We start from the raw sequence: 17,268 nt of genomic DNA, 5'->3' as shown, positions 1-17,268 counted from the left end.
GCCGCCCGTGCCGCCCCGCCCACCACTCACCAGGGGAGACCCCATGCCCACCGTCCTGTCCCTCTCCGGCAGCCCCTCCGCCACCTCCCGTACGGCCCGGCTGCTCCGCCTCCTCGACGCGCGGCTCGCCTCCCAGGGCCACCGGGTCGTCCCGCTCGACGTACGGGAGCTGCCCGCCGAGGCGCTGCTCGGCGCCGACTTCGCGCACCCGGCGCTGGTCCGGGTGCGGGAGCTGATCGAGGCGGCCGACGGGATCGTGGTCGGCACCCCGGTCTACAAGGCGGCGTACTCCGGACTCCTGAAGTGCCTGCTCGACCTGCTGCCGCAGTACGCGCTCACCGGCAAGACGGTGCTGCCGCTGGCCACCGGCGGCTCCCCGGCGCATGTCCTCGCGGTGGACTACGCGCTGCGCCCGGTGCTCTCCTCGATGGGCGCGCTGCACATCGTGCCGGGCTGGTTCGTGATCGACCGCGACATCGAGGCCCGCCCGGACGGCCGCACCGTACTGGCCCCGGCGGCGGAGCAGGCGCTGCTCCCGCTGCTGGACCAGTTCTCGGCGGCGGTGCACCGCGCGGCCCCCGCCCGTCTCGCCGCCACCGCCTGACCGGGAGCGACCACCATGCCCCAGTCATCGGCCGGTTCGCCGTACGAGCCGACAACTGCCGTGCCCCCGACGGACGTCGAGCCTCACGCGACCGTCCTCAAGACCGACGCCGAGGTGCTGCGGACCGCGCGCGAGCTGGCGGACGCCTTCCGCGCAGGTGCCGCCGAGCGGGACCGCGAACGGCGCCTGCCCAGGGCGGAGTTGGACCGGCTCTCGGCCTCCGGGCTGCTCGCGGTCACGGTGCCCGCGGCGTACGGCGGCGCCGAGGTGGGCGCGCGCACCCTCGCGGAGGTCTTCCGGCTGCTCGCGGGCGCCGACGCGAGCCTCGCGCAGATCCCGCAGAGCCACTTCGTGTACGTGGCCGTGCTGCGGCGCCAAGGCACCCCGGCCCAGCAGGAGTTCTTCTTCCGCGAGATCCTGGCCGGACGCAGACTCGGCAACGCCCAGTCCGAGGCGGGCACCCGGCACGTCCAGGACCTCCGCACCCGCCTCGAACCCGCCCCGGACGGCGGCCACTTGCTGCTCACCGGGGTGAAGAACTACTCCACCGGCGCGCTGTTCGCCGACTGGATCCCGGTCCTCGCCCGGGACGTACGGGACGAGGAGCTGTACGTCGCCTGTGTGCCGCGCACCGCTCCCGGCCTGCGGGTCGAGGACGACTGGGACGGGCTCGGCCAGCGCACCACCGCGAGCGGCACCGTCCACCTGGACGCGGTGCCGGTCCCCGCCGACCGCGTACTGCCGCACCACCTCACCTTCCGCGGGCCCCAACTCCACCGCGCTCTGGCCCAGTTGCTGCACGCGGCGATCGACACCGGTATCGCCGGGGACGCGCTCGCCACCGCGGCGGAGTTCGTCACCACGAAGTCCCGGCCCTGGTTCGAGAGCGTGGACCGCGGCTGGGGCGGGACGGCGGCCGAGGACCCGCTGCTCGTCCAGCGCTTCGGCGAACTCGACCTGCTCGTACGGTCGGCGAAGGCGCTGCTCGTGCAGGCCGCCGAGGAGGTCGACACCGCGCGCGCCGCGCTCGACGAGGAGAGCGCGGCCGCCGCCTCGCTCGCGGTGGCCGCGGCGAAGGTCCAGTCCGGCAAGGCGGCCGTCGAGGTGGCGAGCGCGCTCTTCGAGGTCGCGGGCACCCGCGCGGCCCTCGCCTCGCTCGGCCTGGACCGGCACTGGCGCGACGCCCGCACCCACACCCTGCACGACCCGGCCCGCTGGAAGCTCCAGCACCTCGGCCGCCACGCCCTGTCCGGCATCCGCCCACCACGCCACGGGCTCCTGTAGCCGCCGCCCCGGCCCTCGGGGCCCCACCCCACTCGCCGTGCGGCCCGGATCCGCGGGCCGCACCCCCGCACCACCTGGAGACACCGTGAGCCTGACCTTCCACTGGTTCCTGCCCACCTACGGCGACAGCCGCCATGTCGTCGGCGGTGGCCACGGGCTGCCCGCCGGATCCGCGGGCGGCCAGCGCCCGGCCACCCTCGGCTATCTCGCGCAGATCGCCCGCGCCGCCGAACAGCTGGGCTTCGAGGGCGCGTTGACCCCCACCGGTGCCTGGTGCGAGGACGCCTGGCTGACCACCGCGATGCTCAGCCAGCAGACCGAGCGCCTCAAATTCCTGGTCGCCTTCCGCCCCGGCTTCGTCTCGCCGACCTACGCGGCCCAGATGGCGGCGACCTACCAGCGGCACAGCGGCGGGCGGCTCCTGCTCAATGTCGTCACCGGCGGCGAGAGCCACGAGCAGCGCGCCTACGGCGACTTCCTCGGCAAGGCCGAGCGCTATGCCCGTACCGGTGAATTCCTCGACATCGTGCGGGAGTTGTGGCGCGGCACCGAGGTGACCCGGCACGGCAGGCACCTCGCCGTGGAGAACGCCCGCCTGGAGCGGCTGCCCGACCCGGTGCCCGAGGTGTACTTCGGCGGCTCCTCACCGGCCGCCGGTGAAGTCGCCGCCCGGCACAGCGATGTGTACCTCACCTGGGGCGAACCGCCCGCGCAGGTACGGCAGAAGATCGAGTGGATACGGGAACTCGCCGCGCGGGAAGGCCGGACACCCCGCTTCGGGATCCGGCTGCACGTGATCAGCCGGGACAGCTCCGAGGCCGCCTGGGCGGAGGCGCGGCGCCTGCTCGACGGCTTCACCCCGGAGGCGATCGCCGCCGTGCAGGAGGGCCTCGGGCGCTCCGAGTCGGAGGGGCAGCGCCGGATGCTGGCCCTGCACGGCGGCAGCCCCGAGCGCCTGGAGGTCTCGCCGAACCTGTGGGCGGGCATCGGCCTGGTCCGGGGCGGCGCGGGCACCGCCCTGGTCGGCAGCCACCGCGAGGTCGCCGCACGCATCGAGGAGTACGCGGCGCTCGGCATCGAGGAGTTCGTCCTCTCCGGGCACCCGCACGTGGAGGAGGCCTACTGGTTCGGGGAGGGCGTACTGCCGCTGCTCGCCGCCAAGGGGCTGTGGCGGTCGCCGGTGGCGGAGGGGGCGAGCAGGGCGCGGGTGCAGGTGCCGTTCGCCTCGTAGGCGGAGGCGGGGCGGGGGACGGGGGCGGCGCGCGGTTTCCGCCCCCGTCCCCCGCCCACGGCTGCCCGGGCTCCGCGCCAAACGGCCCGCGGATGCCCGGAGCCCTCACACCACGGCCCGCGGACGCCGGTCGCCGATCCGCTAGATTCCCGCACATGCCTTCCTACTCCATCGGCCAGGCGGCACGCCTCCTCGGCGTGAGTCCCGACACCGCGCGCCGCTGGGCCGACGGCGGCCGCCTCAGCACGCACCGCGACGAGAACGGGCGGCGCCTCGTCGACGGCGGGGCGCTGGCCGCCTTCTCCGTCGAACTGGCCCAGGGCGGTACCGGCGAGGAAGAGGAGCCGTACACCTCCGCGCGCAACGCCTTCCCCGGGATCGTCACCGCGGTGAAGCTCGGCGACGTCGCCGCCCAGGTCGAGATCCAGGCGGGCCCGCACCGGCTCGTCTCGCTGCTCACCCGGGAGGCCGTCGAGGAACTCGGCCTGGAGGTCGGCATGCAGGCCACCGCCCGGGTGAAGTCGACCAACGTCCACATCGACCTGGTCTGAGCCCGCACCGTGCCACCGGCTCCGCCCCGTACGGAGGGGGCGGAGGAGGGCCCGCGCGGAGGCGGCGGAGGGGCCCGTACGGAGGCGGCGGAGGGGTCCGGACCGCGATGTCGGAAATCCGCCGGACGCCGGGGGTCGCCACCGAGTTGGATCAGGGCATGGACACCACCTTGCGCGATGCGCTGCGCGACCGAGCCCAGGCCTTCCGCTCCCTCCATGTGCGCCGAGGCGGCGCCCCCCTCGCCCTCGCCAACGCCTGGGACGCGGCCAGCGCCCGGCTGACCGAGGAGGCCGGCGCCCCCGCGATCGCCACCAGCAGCGCGGGCGCCGCCTGGGCCCTCGGCTTCGGCGACGGCGACCGGCTGACACCCGAGGAGGCCCTCGCCCTGGTGGCGCGGGTGGTACGGGCGGTGCGGGTGCCGGTGACCGCGGACATCGAGGGCGGGTACGCGGAGGACCCGGCCGGGGTCGCCCGCACCGTGGAGGGCGTGCTCGCCGCAGGGGCCGTCGGCGTCAACCTGGAGGACGCCCGGTACGAGGGCGCGGCCCTGCTCCCGGTCGCCGAGCAGGCGGCGCGGATCGCCGCCGCCCGGGCCGCCGCCGACACCGCGGGCGTACCGCTGTTCCTCAATGCCCGTACCGACACCTATCTGCGCGGCATCGGCGCGCCCGAGGGCCGCCTCACCGCGACGCTGGAGCGCGCTGCGGCCTATGTCGCGGCGGGCGCCGACGGCGTCTTCGTCCCCGGGGTCACCGACCTGGACACCGTGGCCCAGCTCGCGGAGGGCATCGCGGTGCCGCTGAACATCCTGGTCGGGCCGGGCGCGCCCTCGGTCGCCGAACTGGGCAAGGCGGGCGCGGCGCGGGTCAGCCTCGGCTCCTCGGTCGCCTCCGCCGCGTACGCGGTGGCCCGCCGGGCGGCGGCCGAACTGCACGCCGAGGGCACCTACTCGACGCTGTCCGAGCCGGTGACGTACGGGGAGTTCAACGCGCTCTTCGACCGGTAGACCGGTTGGGCGGGCGCGCGGCGGGGTGCGGGGGCGCGCGGCGGGGCCGGGAGGCCGCGTCGGGCGCCCCGTGGGCGGGGCCGGGAGGCTGCGGGGCGCGCCCCGAGGCGGGATCATCGGGGCATGGACGCCACCCTTCACCTCTCCCAGCAGCCCGAGGCCGACGCGCTGCTCGGCCGCAGCCCGCTCGCGGCGATGGTCGGCATGCTGCTGGACCAGCAGGTCACCATGGAGAAGGCCTTCGCGGGGCCGTACACCATCGCGCGGCGGATGGGCGCCGAGGACCTCGACGCGGACGAGATCGCCTCGTACGACCCGGAGGCCTTCGCCGCCCTGCTCGCCGAGAAGCCCGCGGTGCACCGCTACCCGGGCTCGATGGCGGGGCGGGTGCAGCAGCTGTGCCAGTACCTCGTCGCGCACTACGGCGGCTCGGCGAGCGCGGTCTGGGAGGACGCCGCCTCCGGCCGGGAGCTGCGCCGGCGCCTGGAGGAGCTGCCCGGCTACGGCAAGCAGAAGGCGCAGATCTTCCTCGCCCTGCTCGGCAAGCAGCTCGGGGTACGGCCCGAGGGCTGGCGGGAGGCCGCGGGCCCGTACGGCGAGGAGGGGGCGCACCGCTCCGCCGCCGACATCACCGGGCCCGAGTCGCTGGCGAAGGTCCGCGCCCACAAGCAGGAGATGAAGGCGGCGGCCAAGGCGGCGAAGGCAGCGAAGACGGCCGGGCCCGCCGAGTAGGCGAGGCCGGATGGCCGGGCGCCGGGACCCGGACGGCCGGACAGCCGGACAGCCGGACAGCCGGACAGCCGGACAGCCGGACAGCCGGACAGCCGGAACGCAACGTAGTCGCGCCGCCCGCGCACGGAAAATTCACGCGTACGGGAGCGGACCGGCGTCCGGGCGCTCCGCTGCCCCTTTCGGGCGAATACGGGCCCCCTGGTTGCCGGGCCCGGTGAGGGCGAGCGCTTTCTCCGGACACTTCGGGCCGCCCCTTTGCCGCCTTTTGACGCCGGGAATCCGCTCTGTCCGGCCCGCACGACGGGATTACGCAGCGTCGCCATGGCTGCGCCCGAAGAGCCCGGACCGGTAGGCTTTCCGTGTGATCTTCAAGCGCATCGGAAACTCCCGGCCGTACCCCGACCACGGCCGGGAAAGCACCCGGCAGTGGGCGGACGTCGCGCCGCGCCCGGTTCGCCTCGATCAGCTCGTGACGACCAAGGGCCAGCTCGACCTGGAAACCCTGCTCGCCGAGGACTCGACCTTCTACGGCGACCTGTTCGCGCACGTCGTCAAGTGGCAGGGCGACCTCTACCTGGAGGACGGACTGCACCGCGCCGTCCGCGCCGCGCTCCAGCAGCGCCAGGTGCTGCACGCCCGCGTCCTCGAACTGGACTGACCCCCGGCCCGCACCGCACCTGACCCCCGGCCCGCACCGCAGGGCCTTCGCGCCCGAAGCTCCCGGCCGGGGCCCGAACAGCCCAGTCGCGCCCGGATCACCCACCGGGACCGCCGCCGGGACTGGAGCGAGGCGCCCGGAACCCGCCATTCCGTGGACGGCCGCGGGGGTTCCCCCCAGGCCCGCCGGGAAACCTCCGTCGACCCACCGACAGGGAATTGGCCCTTTCGGGTTGGACCGGCAACAAGGCGTTGATCATCTGGTAGGCATTGTCCGCTCGTCGCACTACGCTGCGCCCATGAGCATGCTCACTCCCCCCGGCATGGGTCGCCGCTACCGCATCACCGGATCGAAGTATCCGCGCATGCGCAGGCCCCGCCGCCGTGGCCGGTGGACGCTCGCCGCGATCGCCTCCGCCGCCGCCCTCGGCATGGTCGGCTGGGGAACCCTGCAGCTCATCGACGTCTTCTCCGGTGGCGGCGACACCGCCGCGGCCACCTCGCCCGCCTGCTCGCCGAGCGCCTCGGCCAGTGCCTCGGCAGGGGGCGGCAAGACCGGCTCCGGAGGCTCCGGCGCGAAGCCGCCCGCGCCCGGCAAGATCACCGTCAACGTCTTCAACGCCACGCCCCGCAGCGGTCTCGCCAAGGACACCGCCGACGAGCTGAAGAAGCGCGGCTTCAAGATCGGCGAGGTCGGCAACGCCACCAAGGAGTACGACAAGAAGGTCCGCGGCACCGGCCTCCTCCTCGGCCGTACGACCGCCCTGGACACCTCGCTGCCGGTGCTCGCCACCCAGCTCGGGGGCGCCGAGAAGCGCGCCGACGCCCGCAAGGACGCCAAGGTCGACCTGATCCTCGGCACCGCCTTCAAGAAGCTCGCCCCGAAGGCCACCGCCACCCGCGCCCTGGACCGGCTGAGCCACCCCTCCCCCGCACCGAAGCCCTCGGGCAGCAACTGCCGCTGAGGGGCCCGGCCGCTTTCCGCGTCCTCGCGCGCGACGGTCCCGTATGCCAGAGGCGGCATGCCGTACACGAGCCCGCATCCGGTACGCGAACCTGCATCCCCTACGCGGTCCGGCATCCCCTACGCCGTCCGGCGTCCCGTATGCGGTCCGGGATCCCGTACACGGTTCGGTATCCCGTACGCGACTGCGTGGACGCCGTGCGCTCGGCCGGGGCACCCGTCCGGATGCCGGTTCCGGGGCGCCCCGCCCGGGTGCCGGATGCCAGGTGGCGTACGCCGAAGGGGCCGCCCCGGCGTGCGGGCGACCCCTTCTTTTCGGCCACGTTCCTGACCTTGGTCCCTTGATGCGGCCATATTCGTGGCCGTGTTCGTGGCCGGTTTTCGCTTACCGGCCGATATGCGCGGTCCGAGCGGCTCCGGGCGCTACTCGGCCGCCCCGTACATCCGGTCCCCGGCGTCGCCGAGGCCCGGGACGATGTAGCCGTTCTCGTTGAGGCGCTCGTCGACGGAGGCGGTGACGACGGTGACCGGGGTCCCGGCCAGCTCCCGTTCCATGACCTCGACGCCCTCGGGGGCCGCGAGGAGGACCACCGCGGTGACGTCGTCGGCGCCGCGGCGGATCAGCTCGCGTATCGCGGCGACCAGGGTGCCGCCGGTGGCGAGCATCGGGTCGAGGACGTAGACCTGCCGGCCGGAGAGGTCCTCCGGCATCCGGGTGGCGTAGGTGGAGGCCTGGAGGGTCTCCTCGTTGCGGATCATGCCGAGGAAGCCGACCTCGGCGGTGGGCAGCAGCCGCACCATGCCGTCGAGCATGCCGAGACCGGCGCGCAGGATCGGCACGACCAGCGGCCGGGGACGGGCCAGCTTGACGCCGGTGGTCCGCGAGACGGGCGTCTCGAGGTCGACCTGCTCCGTGCGCACGTCCCGGGTGGCCTCGTAGGCGAGCAGGGTGACCAGCTCGTCGGCGAGGCGCCGGAAGGTGGCGGAGTCGGTGCGGCGGTCGCGCAGGGTGGTGAGCTTGTGGGCGACCAGCGGATGGTCGACGACGTGGAGACGCATACCGACCAGCGTAGCCAAGGGCACCGGCGGCCCCGCGCTGGCATCAAACGGGCCACCCGGGGGAAAGTGAGAGGGATCGACCGGGGTGGTGTAGCCGATGCCGGAGCAGGAACAGAGCAGCGCCGAAGCGGGCGCCGGGAGCGCGGAACCGCTGCCGGGGGCGGACGGCCCCCTGGGTGGCCCGGAGCTGACCGAGGCCGAGCGCCGCAAGCGCCGGGCCCAGTTCCTGCGCGACCTGAACGAGGCACGGGAACTGCGCGACCGGGTCCAGCCGCGGCGCGCCCGGGCCGCGCGGATGCGCCAGCAGATGCGCATGCGGACCTTCCGCTGGTGAACGGGTGGTGAACGGGCCCCCGACGCCGGGCGGAGCCGGGGCGGGCGCGGACTCCGGACGCCACCACTGTGACGAGGCGCGCGAAACACAGCGGGCGGAAGACCTCTCCTGACGGCGCTGTATCTGCCACGATTCCGACAGCGGGTCGCGCCTGCGTTCCCGTCCGCAGCCTCCGCCGGGGAAACCCCAACAGGCCCTAGACAGTGGGAGAGTCACGGTGTATTTCGCCGCACTGCTCGCGCGCACCGAAGACGGGTGGGAAGCGAGCGACACAGAGCTCGACGATGTGGAGACCCTGTCGGACCTGACCGACCTCGCCCGCGAGGCCTCGGTCGACGACGACACGGTGCTCGTCCTCGTGGAACAGGAGGACGCCTGGTTCGGCGTCGTCCGGGTCGAGGGCGAGGACGATCCGCGTATCTACGTCTCCGACGCCTCCGCCGCCGCGCGGAGTTCGTACGGGGAGATCCTGCTCACCGACGAACTCCTCGGCCGGGAACCGGGAGCCGACGACGACGGCGCCGACCTGGACTCGCTCGACCTCGACGGCACCGAGGACGGCGAACCCGGGGCGGACCAGGACACCGGGGCCGGGGACGACGACGGCATCGACGCCCTCGACCCGCTCCCCGCGGGCCCCCTCGGCGACCGCACCGTCCTCGCCGACCTCGGCGTCGCGGAGGCCGACCTGCTCGCCCTCGCGAGCAACGACGCCCTCGGCGAGATCGCGGAGACCCTGGGCGCGGCGGAGGTTCTGGAGACTGTGCGTTAGGGGGTCGGGGTCGGCGTCGAGGCCGGGGTCGGGGCTCGGTTCGAGGCTTCGGGCAGCCGCCGCTATCCCGCCGCCCGCCCCTCCCCCCTCCCGTCCACCTGCCGGCCCCCGGCGATAGGTTCCGCTGCATGAGCACTGCGCAGGACGGCACCCCGGATCCGGACCCGCGGCCGTACCGGGTGCCGGATCCCGGGCCGGATGCGGACCCGCTGCGCGATCCCTGGCGTACGGCGATGGGGCTCGCCCTGGAGCAGGCCCGGCTCGCGGTGCCGGGCGGCGACGTCCCCGTGGGCGCGGTGCTGCTCGCGCCCGACGGGAGCCCGCTCGCCACGGCGCACAACGAGCGGGAGGCGACCGGCGACCCCACCGCGCACGCCGAGGTCCTCGCCATCCGCCGGGCCGCCGACCGCCGCGGCGAGTGGCGCCTGGCGGACTGCACCCTGGTGGTCACCCTGGAGCCCTGCACGATGTGCGCGGGGGCGATCGTCCTCTCCCGCCTCGGCCGCGTGGTCTACGGCGCCCGCGACGAGAAGGCCGGGGCGGTGGGCTCCCTCTGGGACGTGGTCCGCGACCGGCGCCTCAACCACCGCCCCGAGGTGGTCCCCGGCGTCCTCGCCGAGGAGTGCGCCCGCCTCCTCACGGAGTTCTTCCGCACCCGCTGAGGGCCGCCGCTTCCGGGCCGGTGCGGACCCCCGGATACGGATTTCGGCGCACGCCGACTGTGGGCTAGGATCTCTCTCGGTAGCGTGTCCGAGCGGCCGAAGGAGCTCGCCTCGAAAGCGAGTGTGGCGCAAGTCACCGAGGGTTCAAATCCCTCCGCTACCGCCGAAAGACGAGGGGCCCGGTCCGGTGGACCGGGCCCCTCGTGCTTCCCTCTGCCGGCGCGTGGCGGGCCACCGAGCACCCGGCCCCCTCCCCCGCCCGAGCCCCGGCCGCCCGCCCCCGCCACCCGCGAGATCGGGCCACGGAAGGGCGGACGGCGGCCCAACTCCCGCTTCCGCGCGGCCCCATTGATCAGGGAATGCCGGATGCGCGGGGACTCTGCCCCCTGGTCGCGGAAGCCGGGCGGGATACACTCGCCGCCGTCAGGCGGGGAGTACGAGGGACATCGGGCAAGGGGAGCCACAGCGTGGGTGTGCAGTCGAAGAAGATCGCCGTCTACGTCGCCGCGGTCTTCGTCCTCTACGTGATCATCACCGACCCGGCCAAGGCCGCCGACTATGTGCAGATGGGCTTCGAGGGGATATCCAGCGCCGCCAAGTCCATCGGTGAGTTCATGACCTGGGCGGCCAACGGCGGCAAGGACAACTAGGCCGCGCAGCCGCGGTCCCTCCCACCCGGACCGCCCGTACCCCGTAACGCCATATCGCCGCACCGCCGCACCACCGCACCGGCACCCAGGGAGCGCACGTGATCCGCCACCTCGTCCTGTTCAGGCTCAACGACGGTGTGCGGCGCGAGGAGCCGCGCGTGCGGGCCGGGGCGGAGGCCTTCCGGGCGCTGGGCGGGGAGATCGAGGAGCTGCGGTTCTGGGAGTGCGCCTGGAACATCACCGAGCGGCCGATCGCCTACGACTTCGCCATCAACTCGGCCGTCGAGGACGCCGAGGCGCTGCGCCGCTATCTCGAACACCCGGCGCACCAGGCCGCCGCCGCGCTCTGGCGCGAGTTCGCCACCTGGGTGATCGCCGACTACGAGTTCTGAGGCCGGAGTTCCGGGGCCGGTGCCCTGAGAGGGGAGTTCCGCGGGCGGCGCCCCCGTGCGCCGCCTGCCGACGCACGCGCCCGGCAGCGGTCGATCCGCCCGCCGGGCCCCCGCCGGGCCCCGCCGAGCCCCCGTTGCGCCGCCCGATGAGCCGCCCGCCCGGCCCCGGCGATCCGCCCCCGAGCCGCCGGTCAACACGGAGTCAAGCGGTGCTTGCTTAGGGTGCGCATGTCTTGTGATGCTATGACCGCTTTTGACGGAAGAGTTACCCATACATACATCTTCCGAGGTCCCGATTGTTCCGATGTTCCGAAGAGGGGTGGCGTCGACCGTGCCGGCCAGGACTGCGCCTCAGGCTCCACCCCAGCGGGAATCGGACGAGCGGGACACGGAGGTGCGGGACGAGCGAGAAGTACGGGACGGCGGGGGCGACCGGAGCGGCCGGGACGACCGGGATGATCGGGATGACCGGGATGACCGGGGCGACCGCGAGAAGCGGGACGAACGCGCGGAGCAGGTAGCGCAAGCGGAGCCGGAGACGGAGCGGCAGGACCCCGGTGAGGAGCCCGCGAAGCGGCGCGGTGCGGACACCCGCGCGCTGACCCAGCTCCTCTTCGCGGAACTCGGCACGCTGCAGCCGGGGAGCACCCGGCACACCCGGGTGCGGGCCGCGCTGATCGAGGCGAACCTGCCGCTCGTCCGGTACGCGGCGGCACGCTTCCGCAGCCGCAACGAGCCGATGGAGGACGTCGTCCAGGTCGGCACCATCGGGCTCATCAACGCCATCGACCGCTTCGACCCGGAGCGCGGGGTGCAGTTCCCGACCTTCGCGATGCCCACGGTGATCGGCGAGATCAAACGTTACTTCCGGGACAACGTCCGTACCGTGCACGTACCCCGGCGGCTGCACGAGCTGTGGGTGCAGGTGACCGGGGCGACCGAGGACCTCACCACCGCCTTCGGGCGCTCGCCGACCACCGCGGAGATCGCGGAGCGGCTGCGCATCACCGAGGAGGAGGTGCTGGCCTGCATCGAGGCGGGCCGCTCCTACCACGCGACCTCGCTGGAGGCGGCGCAGGAGGGCGACGGACTGCCCGGCCTGGTGGACCGGCTCGGCTACGAGGACCCGGCACTGGACGGCGTCGAACACCGCGATCTGGTAAGGCATCTGCTCGTCCAGCTGCCCGAGCGGGAGCAGCGGATCCTGCTCCTGCGGTACTACAACAACCTGACGCAGTCGCAGATCAGCGCGGAGCTGGGCGTCTCGCAGATGCATGTGTCAAGGCTCCTCGCCCGGAGCTTCGCACGGCTTCGCTCCGCAAACAGGATCGAGGCGTAGCCCTCAGGGGTGGAGCGGCTGCCGGGGCGTCACATGTGAGCTGCGCCACGGCAGTTGGCGCGCACCCCGCGCTTCCTGGGCGGATGCCGGGAGCAGATGTCGACAAGTCACTACAGCGTGTTGCCGACTTGTGACATTCTGCGGGAAGTGCGTTTGGGGGGCCTCCGCAGCCGGTATTCAGGTGGAGGCTGCGTTCCTTCCGACGGGAGCGCCCACCGCGACCGTTACGCGACCTCAAGGGGGTGGCATGTCCGCAGAACAGGGCAGCTCGAAGGTGCTGACACTCAGCAAGAGCGAGTCCGCACCCGACGTGCTCCACAGCTCGGAAGGCATCGACACCCGGACCCTGTCCCGCTCCCTGTTCCTGCGGCTCTCCGCGCTCGACCAGGACAGCCCGGAACGCGCCTATGTGCGCGACACCCTGATCGAACTCAACCTCCCCCTGGTCCGGTACGCCGCGGCGCGCTTCCGCAGCCGCAACGAACCGATGGAGGACATCGTCCAGGTCGGCACCATCGGCCTCATCAAGGCGATCGACCGTTTCGACTGCGAACGCGGCGTGGAGTTCCCGACGTTCGCGATGCCGACCGTGGTCGGCGAGATCAAGCGCTTCTTCCGGGACACCTCCTGGTCGGTGCGCGTCCCGCGCCGCCTCCAGGAGCTGCGGCTCGCGCTCACCAAGGCCAGCGACGAGCTCTCGCAGAAGCTCGACCGCTCGCCCACCGTCGCCGAACTCGCCGCCGTACTGGGCGTGTCCGAGGAGGACGTGGTCGACGGTCTCGCGGTGGGCAACGCCTACACCGCCTCCTCGCTGGACTCCCCGGCCCCCGAGGACGACGGCGGCGAGGGCTCGCTCGCCGACCGCCTGGGGTACGAGGACAGCGCGCTCGAGGGTGTGGAGTACCGCGAGTCGCTGAAGCCGCTGCTCGCCAAACTCCCGCCGCGCGAACGGCAGATCATCATGCTGCGCTTCTTCGCCAATATGACGCAGTCGCAGATCGGCGAGGAGGTCGGCATCTCGCAGATGCACGTCTCCCGGCTGCTCACCCGCACCCTCGCCCAGCTGCGCGAGGGCCTGATCTCGGACTGACCGCGGCCACCGCCGCACCAGCGGCCGCGATCGTCGCCAGAGCCGGCCGAAGCGAGCCGAACCGAACCGAGCCGTGGGCCCGGGCGCGCCCCCTTGCCGGTACGCGCCCGACCCGTGACCGGGCTCAGCCCAGGGCGAGCCAGGCCACCGCCGCGACCACGGCGAGGACGACCACCACGCCGACGATCACGCCGAGGCGCGAGCCGGAGGAGGAGGCCGCCGCCTGCGGGCGGGCCTGCGGACTGCCGCCCTCGTCGACGAAGGCGCGGAACATCTGGGTGCTGCCCGACGGGTCGTGACCCTCGGGGCCCTGAGGGGCTTGGGGGTTGTGTGCCATGGGCCAGGACCCTAGCGAAGTCGGGTGCTCCGCCCAAGCCCGGACGGGCGGTTCGGGGCTCTCGCGCACGGGTTTCCGTGCCGCCGGGCCGCCGCGGGCGGCCGGGCGGCTCCCGCCTGCCCCGGTACCGGCGGTGATCCCCGGAATCCCGCCTCACCAGGGCTTTTATCCGGACCCGCCGATAGCTTTGCCCCTTCTTTAGCCGTCTCGGGCCCCTTTCGTTTGCCTGTGGCAACCAACCGATTCTATGGTTGCCGCAAGCAACGAAATCCCCCGGAGCCGGAGAGGCGGCATGGCGGCGCAGGAGCAGTACGAGGAGCTGGCCCGCCAGCTCAACACGGTCAACGCGGTCAAGCGCGACCTCGCCCGGGCGCTGCCCGCGGACTGCCCGCCCGCCGCGGCGGCGGTGCTGCTCGCACTGGCCCGCGGCGGCGAGATGCGGATGAGCCGCCTCGCCGAGCTGCTCGCCGTCGACATGTCGGTGACCAGCCGCCATGTCGCCCATGTCGCGGACCGGGGCTGGATCGAGCGGCTGCCCGACCCCGCCGACAAGCGCTCGCGGCTACTGCGCCTGACCGCGGCCGGCGCGGGCAAGCTGGACGAGCTGTCCGAGCGGACCGCCGAGCGCCTCGCCGAGCAGCTGGGCGACTGGTCGGACGCCGAGGTCGGCGAGCTGATCCGGCTGATGACCAAACTGCGGGCCAGCTTCGGCGACTGCCGCACTCCCGCCCGCGCCCGCCCGCTCACCCCCGGGCCGCGCGAGGCCGGGCGCCCGCGGCACTCCGACCCCGAGCCGCCTACGCTCGACCCGCCGTCGCCGGCCGGGGACCGGGCCGCCGGCTCACCCGCGTAACCACCCGTACACCCCCGTAAGCAAAGGAAGTCCATGGCCACGACCACACCGGCCGGTGTGCGGGGCAGCCATGCCAAGCATGGCGGGGCGCGTCAGCACCACCCGCAGGACGACGCTCCGATGACGCACCGCCAGATCATGGAGGCGCTGTCCGGGCTGCTGCTCGGCATGTTCGTCGCCATCCTGTCCTCCACCATCGTCTCCAACGCCCTGCCGGAGATCATCGGCGATCTCGGCGGCGGGCAGAGCGCCTACACCTGGGTCGTCACCGCGGCCCTGCTCTCGATGACGGCGAGCACCCCGCTGTGGGGCAAGCTCTCCGACCTGTTCTCCAAGAAGGCGCTCGTCCAGATATCCCTGGTCGTGTACGTCGCCGGTTCGGTCGTCGCGGGGCTCTCGCAGAACCCGGAGATGCTGATCGCCTGCCGGGTCGTGCAGGGCATCGGCGTCGGCGGCCTCTCCGCGCTCGCCCAGATCGTGATGGCCGCGATGATCTCCCCGCGCGAACGCGGGCGCTACAGCGGCTACCTCGGCGCGACCTTCGCGGTCGCCACCGTCGGCGGCCCGCTGCTCGGCGGCGTCATCACCGACACCTCCTGGCTGGGCTGGCGCTGGTGCTTCTACGTCGGCGTGCCCTTCGCGGTGATCGCGCTGATCGTGCTCCAGCGCACCCTGCACCTGCCGGTCGTCAAGCGCGACGTCAAGGTCGACTGGGGCGGCGCCTTCTTCATCACCGCCGCGGTCTGCCTGCTCCTGGTCTGGGTCACCTTCGCCGGGGACAAGTACGACTGGCTCTCGGTGCAGACGTACGCGATGGTCGGCGGCGCGGTGCTGCTCGCGCTGCTCTTCCTGCTCGTCGAGTCCAAGGCCCGCGAGCCGATCATCCCGCTGCGCCTGTTCCGCAACCCCACCATCACGCTGGCCTCGCTGTCCTCGCTCTTCGTGGGCGTGGCGATGTTCGCGGGCACCGTCTACTTCAGCCAGTACTTCCAGCTGGCGCGCGGCAAGTCGCCGACCATGTCCGGCGTCATGACCATCCCGATGATCGGCGGGCTCTTCCTCTCCTCCACCGTCGCCGGACAGGTCATCACCAAGACCGGCCGCTGGAAGGCCTGGCTGCTCGCGGGCGGTGTCCTGGTGACCGCGGGCCTCGGCCTGCTCGGCACCATGCGCTACGACACCGAGTACTGGCGGCTCTCGCTCTACATGGGCCTGCTCGGCCTCGGCGTCGGCATGATGATGCAGAACCTGGTGCTCTGTACGCAGAACCAGGTCGCGCCCTCCGACCTCGGCGCCGCCTCCTCGGTGGTCACCTTCTTCCGCTCCCTCGGCGGCGCGATGGGCGTCTCCGCGCTCGGCGCGCTGATGGCCCACCGCATCCCCGACTACGTCAAGGACGGGCTGACCGACCTCGGCCCCGAGGGCGCCAAGCTCGCCGCCCAGGCCGACCGCGGCCACGGCGCCATCCCCGACCTGGACGCGATGCCCGCGCCGCTGCGCCAGATCATGGAGAGCGCCTACGGGCACGGCATCGCGGACGTCTTCCTCTACGCGGCGCCGATGGGCCTGCTCGCCCTGATCGCCGTGGTGTTCATCAAGGAGGTCCCGCTGCGCACCGCCGCCGGTCTCCAGCAGGCCGCCGCCGCCTCGGAACCGGCCAACGCCCCCGCGGCCGACCCGCTCGGCGGCGCCCGGCTCCCCGCCGAGACCGACGCGGTCTCCGAGGAGGCCACCACGCCGCTCCTGGTCACCGGGGAGGCCGCCGGGCAGCCGGACGGCGTCCTGATCACCGGTCATGTCCGCGGCGCCGAGCACGCCCCGGTGGCGGGCGGCGCGGTCACCCTGACCTCGCTGGCCGGACGCCAGGCGGGCCGCGCCTTCACCGGCCCGGACGGCAGCTACAAGCTGACGGCGCCGGGCCCGGGCACCTATGTGCTGATCGCCGCGGCCGGGCGGTATCAGCCGCAGGCGGCCACCGTCGTGGTCGCCGGGGAGCCGGTCACGTACGACCTGCTGCTCAGCGGGACCAGCGGGCTCGCCGGTCTGGTGCGGGACGCGGGGACCGGGACGCCGGTGAAGGCGGCGATGGTGGTGGTCACCGATGTGCGCGGCGATGTGCTCGCCACGGCGACCACCAGTGAGCTGGGCGGGTTCCTCTTCGGGGACCTGGTGCCGGGCCCGGTCACCCTCGCGGTGAACGCGGCCGGACACCGTCCGCACGCCCGGCCCGTCGAGGTCGGCACCACCGGGGTGACCCGGATCGAGGTCGAACTGAGCCCGGGCGCCGAGGTGCAGGGCACCGTGCACGCCGGCGGGCGGCCGCTCACGGACGCCAGGATCACCCTGGTCGACGCGGCCGGCAACGTGGTCGCCCTCGCGACCACCGGCGCGGACGGCGCGTACGCCTTCACCGACCTGGACGCGGGCGAGTACACGGTGATCGCCACCGGCTACCCGCCCGCCGCGACCGCCCTCACCGTGACCGGCAGCGACGCCGTCGGCCACGACATCGAACTCGCCCACCCGGCCGAGTAGTCGAAGGGCGTTCCCCAGATCCCCGCGGGCCGTGCAGGGTGTCCTTGAGCGGAGGCACCCCCCGGCCCGCGGGCGAAGGCCCCCGGCAGGCGGGCGGCGGCAGGGGACGGCCGCTGCCGCCGCCGGGGGCCACCCTGCCCTTCCCCGGGCGGACCGGACCCACAGCGAGACCACCCCGGGCACGCCCGCAGCGCGCCCGGCACGCAAGGAGAGAA

At 73.6% G+C, this 17,268-nt stretch carries 19 protein-coding genes and 1 tRNA gene; 18 read left to right on the top strand and 2 right to left on the bottom strand.

All coding sequences use genetic code 11. The features are described 5' to 3' along the window. The first annotated feature begins 43 nt into the window (after positions 1-43). The 8 genes from ssuE to HFV08_RS14275 all read left to right on the top strand — a co-directional run bounded on the left by ssuE (position 44) and on the right by HFV08_RS14275 (position 7,031). Positions 44-604 (top strand): NADPH-dependent FMN reductase, encoded by a 561-nt coding sequence (gene ssuE / locus HFV08_RS14310; RefSeq protein ID WP_168539438.1) that lies wholly within the window; start codon positions 44-46, stop codon positions 602-604. A 15-nt stretch (positions 605-619) separates the two neighbouring features. Beyond that, on the top strand, positions 620-1,888 hold the full coding sequence (locus HFV08_RS14305; protein WP_168539436.1) for an SfnB family sulfur acquisition oxidoreductase: 1,269 nt from the start codon (positions 620-622) through the stop codon (positions 1,886-1,888). Between the two features lie 85 nt (positions 1,889-1,973). After that, positions 1,974-3,119: an LLM class flavin-dependent oxidoreductase gene (locus HFV08_RS14300; RefSeq protein WP_168539434.1), complete on the top strand. Its 1,146-nt coding sequence runs from the start codon at positions 1,974-1,976 to the stop codon at positions 3,117-3,119. 155 nt (positions 3,120-3,274) lie between these two features. Continuing rightward, positions 3,275-3,670 (top strand): TOBE domain-containing protein, encoded by a 396-nt coding sequence (locus tag HFV08_RS14295; protein ID WP_168539432.1) that lies wholly within the window; start codon positions 3,275-3,277, stop codon positions 3,668-3,670. A 158-nt stretch (positions 3,671-3,828) separates the two neighbouring features. After that, positions 3,829-4,677 carry an isocitrate lyase/PEP mutase family protein gene (locus tag HFV08_RS14290; protein WP_168539607.1) on the top strand — a complete coding sequence of 283 codons (849 nt, stop codon included), beginning with the start codon at positions 3,829-3,831 and terminating at the stop codon, positions 4,675-4,677. Between the two features lie 123 nt (positions 4,678-4,800). Then, positions 4,801-5,409: an HhH-GPD-type base excision DNA repair protein gene (locus HFV08_RS14285; protein ID WP_168539430.1), complete on the top strand. Its 609-nt coding sequence runs from the start codon at positions 4,801-4,803 to the stop codon at positions 5,407-5,409. A gap of 361 nt (positions 5,410-5,770) precedes the next feature. After that, entirely contained in the window at positions 5,771-6,067 is a 297-nt protein-coding gene (locus HFV08_RS14280; protein ID WP_040251609.1) for a type II toxin-antitoxin system VapB family antitoxin, read from the top strand. A 298-nt stretch (positions 6,068-6,365) separates the two neighbouring features. Further along, positions 6,366-7,031 carry a LytR C-terminal domain-containing protein gene (locus HFV08_RS14275; RefSeq protein ID WP_246341727.1) on the top strand — a complete coding sequence of 222 codons (666 nt, stop codon included), beginning with the start codon at positions 6,366-6,368 and terminating at the stop codon, positions 7,029-7,031. A 422-nt stretch (positions 7,032-7,453) separates the two neighbouring features. Here HFV08_RS14275 and upp read toward each other — a convergent pair whose 3' ends face one another. After that, positions 7,454-8,089, bottom strand: a complete 636-nt coding sequence (gene upp / locus HFV08_RS14270) for a uracil phosphoribosyltransferase (RefSeq protein WP_040251603.1) — start codon at positions 8,087-8,089, stop codon at positions 7,454-7,456. A 97-nt stretch (positions 8,090-8,186) separates the two neighbouring features. On the opposite strand from upp, the gene HFV08_RS14265 reads away from it, so the two are divergent. The 8 genes from HFV08_RS14265 (at position 8,187) to HFV08_RS14230 (ending at position 13,328) form a co-directional block, all read left to right on the top strand. Next, positions 8,187-8,423 (top strand): hypothetical protein, encoded by a 237-nt coding sequence (locus HFV08_RS14265; RefSeq protein WP_063778659.1) that lies wholly within the window; start codon positions 8,187-8,189, stop codon positions 8,421-8,423. A gap of 217 nt (positions 8,424-8,640) precedes the next feature. After that, positions 8,641-9,195, top strand: coding sequence for a tRNA adenosine deaminase-associated protein (locus HFV08_RS14260; protein WP_168539428.1), 555 nt, complete (start codon positions 8,641-8,643; stop codon positions 9,193-9,195). 128 nt (positions 9,196-9,323) lie between these two features. Continuing rightward, on the top strand, positions 9,324-9,857 hold the full coding sequence (gene tadA, locus HFV08_RS14255) for a tRNA adenosine(34) deaminase TadA (protein ID WP_168539426.1): 534 nt from the start codon (positions 9,324-9,326) through the stop codon (positions 9,855-9,857). Positions 9,858-9,935: 78 nt separating this feature from the next. After that, a tRNA-Ser gene (locus HFV08_RS14250) sits at positions 9,936-10,020 on the top strand. Positions 10,021-10,324: 304 nt separating this feature from the next. Next, a complete protein-coding gene (locus tag HFV08_RS31595; protein WP_168539424.1) occupies positions 10,325-10,507 on the top strand; it encodes a hypothetical protein in 183 nt (60 codons plus the stop codon). Positions 10,508-10,605: 98 nt separating this feature from the next. Next, complete coding sequence (locus HFV08_RS14240; protein ID WP_168539422.1) at positions 10,606-10,899, top strand: Dabb family protein; 294 nt, start codon at positions 10,606-10,608, stop codon at positions 10,897-10,899. A gap of 394 nt (positions 10,900-11,293) precedes the next feature. Next, positions 11,294-12,238 (top strand): RNA polymerase sigma factor SigF, encoded by a 945-nt coding sequence (locus tag HFV08_RS14235; RefSeq protein ID WP_376770626.1) that lies wholly within the window; start codon positions 11,294-11,296, stop codon positions 12,236-12,238. 247 nt (positions 12,239-12,485) lie between these two features. Continuing rightward, complete coding sequence (locus tag HFV08_RS14230) at positions 12,486-13,328, top strand: RNA polymerase sigma factor SigF (RefSeq protein WP_040251589.1); 843 nt, start codon at positions 12,486-12,488, stop codon at positions 13,326-13,328. 124 nt (positions 13,329-13,452) lie between these two features. Here the strand turns inward: HFV08_RS14230 and HFV08_RS14225 are convergent, their stop codons facing one another. Then, a complete protein-coding gene (locus tag HFV08_RS14225) occupies positions 13,453-13,665 on the bottom strand; it encodes a hypothetical protein (RefSeq protein ID WP_168539418.1) in 213 nt (70 codons plus the stop codon). A 292-nt stretch (positions 13,666-13,957) separates the two neighbouring features. On the opposite strand from HFV08_RS14225, the gene HFV08_RS14220 reads away from it, so the two are divergent. Beyond that, positions 13,958-14,518, top strand: coding sequence for a MarR family winged helix-turn-helix transcriptional regulator (locus HFV08_RS14220; protein ID WP_168539416.1), 561 nt, complete (start codon positions 13,958-13,960; stop codon positions 14,516-14,518). Between the two features lie 120 nt (positions 14,519-14,638). After that, positions 14,639-17,053, top strand: coding sequence for an MFS transporter (locus HFV08_RS14215; RefSeq protein ID WP_512700957.1), 2,415 nt, complete (start codon positions 14,639-14,641; stop codon positions 17,051-17,053). Positions 17,054-17,268: the final 215 nt, after the last annotated feature.

Source organism: Streptomyces physcomitrii, assembly GCF_012273655.1.
GTDB classification, from domain to species: Bacteria; Actinomycetota; Actinomycetes; order Streptomycetales; family Streptomycetaceae; genus Streptomyces; species Streptomyces physcomitrii.
This window is presented reverse-complemented; position numbering and strand designations above follow the sequence as displayed.

Excerpts from the sequence above, each read along its gene's own strand:
- ssuE (WP_168539438.1), top strand. The coding sequence starts at position 44 with ATGCCCACCGTCCTGTCCCTCTCCGGCAGCCCCTCCGCCACCTCCCGT.
- HFV08_RS14305 (WP_168539436.1), top strand. The coding sequence starts at position 620 with ATGCCCCAGTCATCGGCCGGTTCGCCGTACGAGCCGACAACTGCCGTG.
- HFV08_RS14295 (WP_168539432.1), top strand. The coding sequence starts at position 3,275 with ATGCCTTCCTACTCCATCGGCCAGGCGGCACGCCTCCTCGGCGTGAGT.
- HFV08_RS14290 (WP_168539607.1), top strand. The coding sequence starts at position 3,829 with ATGGACACCACCTTGCGCGATGCGCTGCGCGACCGAGCCCAGGCCTTC.
- HFV08_RS14285 (WP_168539430.1), top strand. The coding sequence starts at position 4,801 with ATGGACGCCACCCTTCACCTCTCCCAGCAGCCCGAGGCCGACGCGCTG.
- HFV08_RS14275 (WP_246341727.1), top strand. The coding sequence starts at position 6,366 with ATGAGCATGCTCACTCCCCCCGGCATGGGTCGCCGCTACCGCATCACC.
- upp (WP_040251603.1), bottom strand. The coding sequence starts at position 8,089 with ATGCGTCTCCACGTCGTCGACCATCCGCTGGTCGCCCACAAGCTCACC.
- HFV08_RS14265 (WP_063778659.1), top strand. The coding sequence starts at position 8,187 with ATGCCGGAGCAGGAACAGAGCAGCGCCGAAGCGGGCGCCGGGAGCGCG.
- tadA (WP_168539426.1), top strand. The coding sequence starts at position 9,324 with ATGAGCACTGCGCAGGACGGCACCCCGGATCCGGACCCGCGGCCGTAC.
- HFV08_RS14230 (WP_040251589.1), top strand. The coding sequence starts at position 12,486 with ATGTCCGCAGAACAGGGCAGCTCGAAGGTGCTGACACTCAGCAAGAGC.
- HFV08_RS14225 (WP_168539418.1), bottom strand. The coding sequence starts at position 13,665 with ATGGCACACAACCCCCAAGCCCCTCAGGGCCCCGAGGGTCACGACCCG.
- HFV08_RS14220 (WP_168539416.1), top strand. The coding sequence starts at position 13,958 with ATGGCGGCGCAGGAGCAGTACGAGGAGCTGGCCCGCCAGCTCAACACG.
- HFV08_RS14215 (WP_512700957.1), top strand. The coding sequence starts at position 14,639 with ATGACGCACCGCCAGATCATGGAGGCGCTGTCCGGGCTGCTGCTCGGC.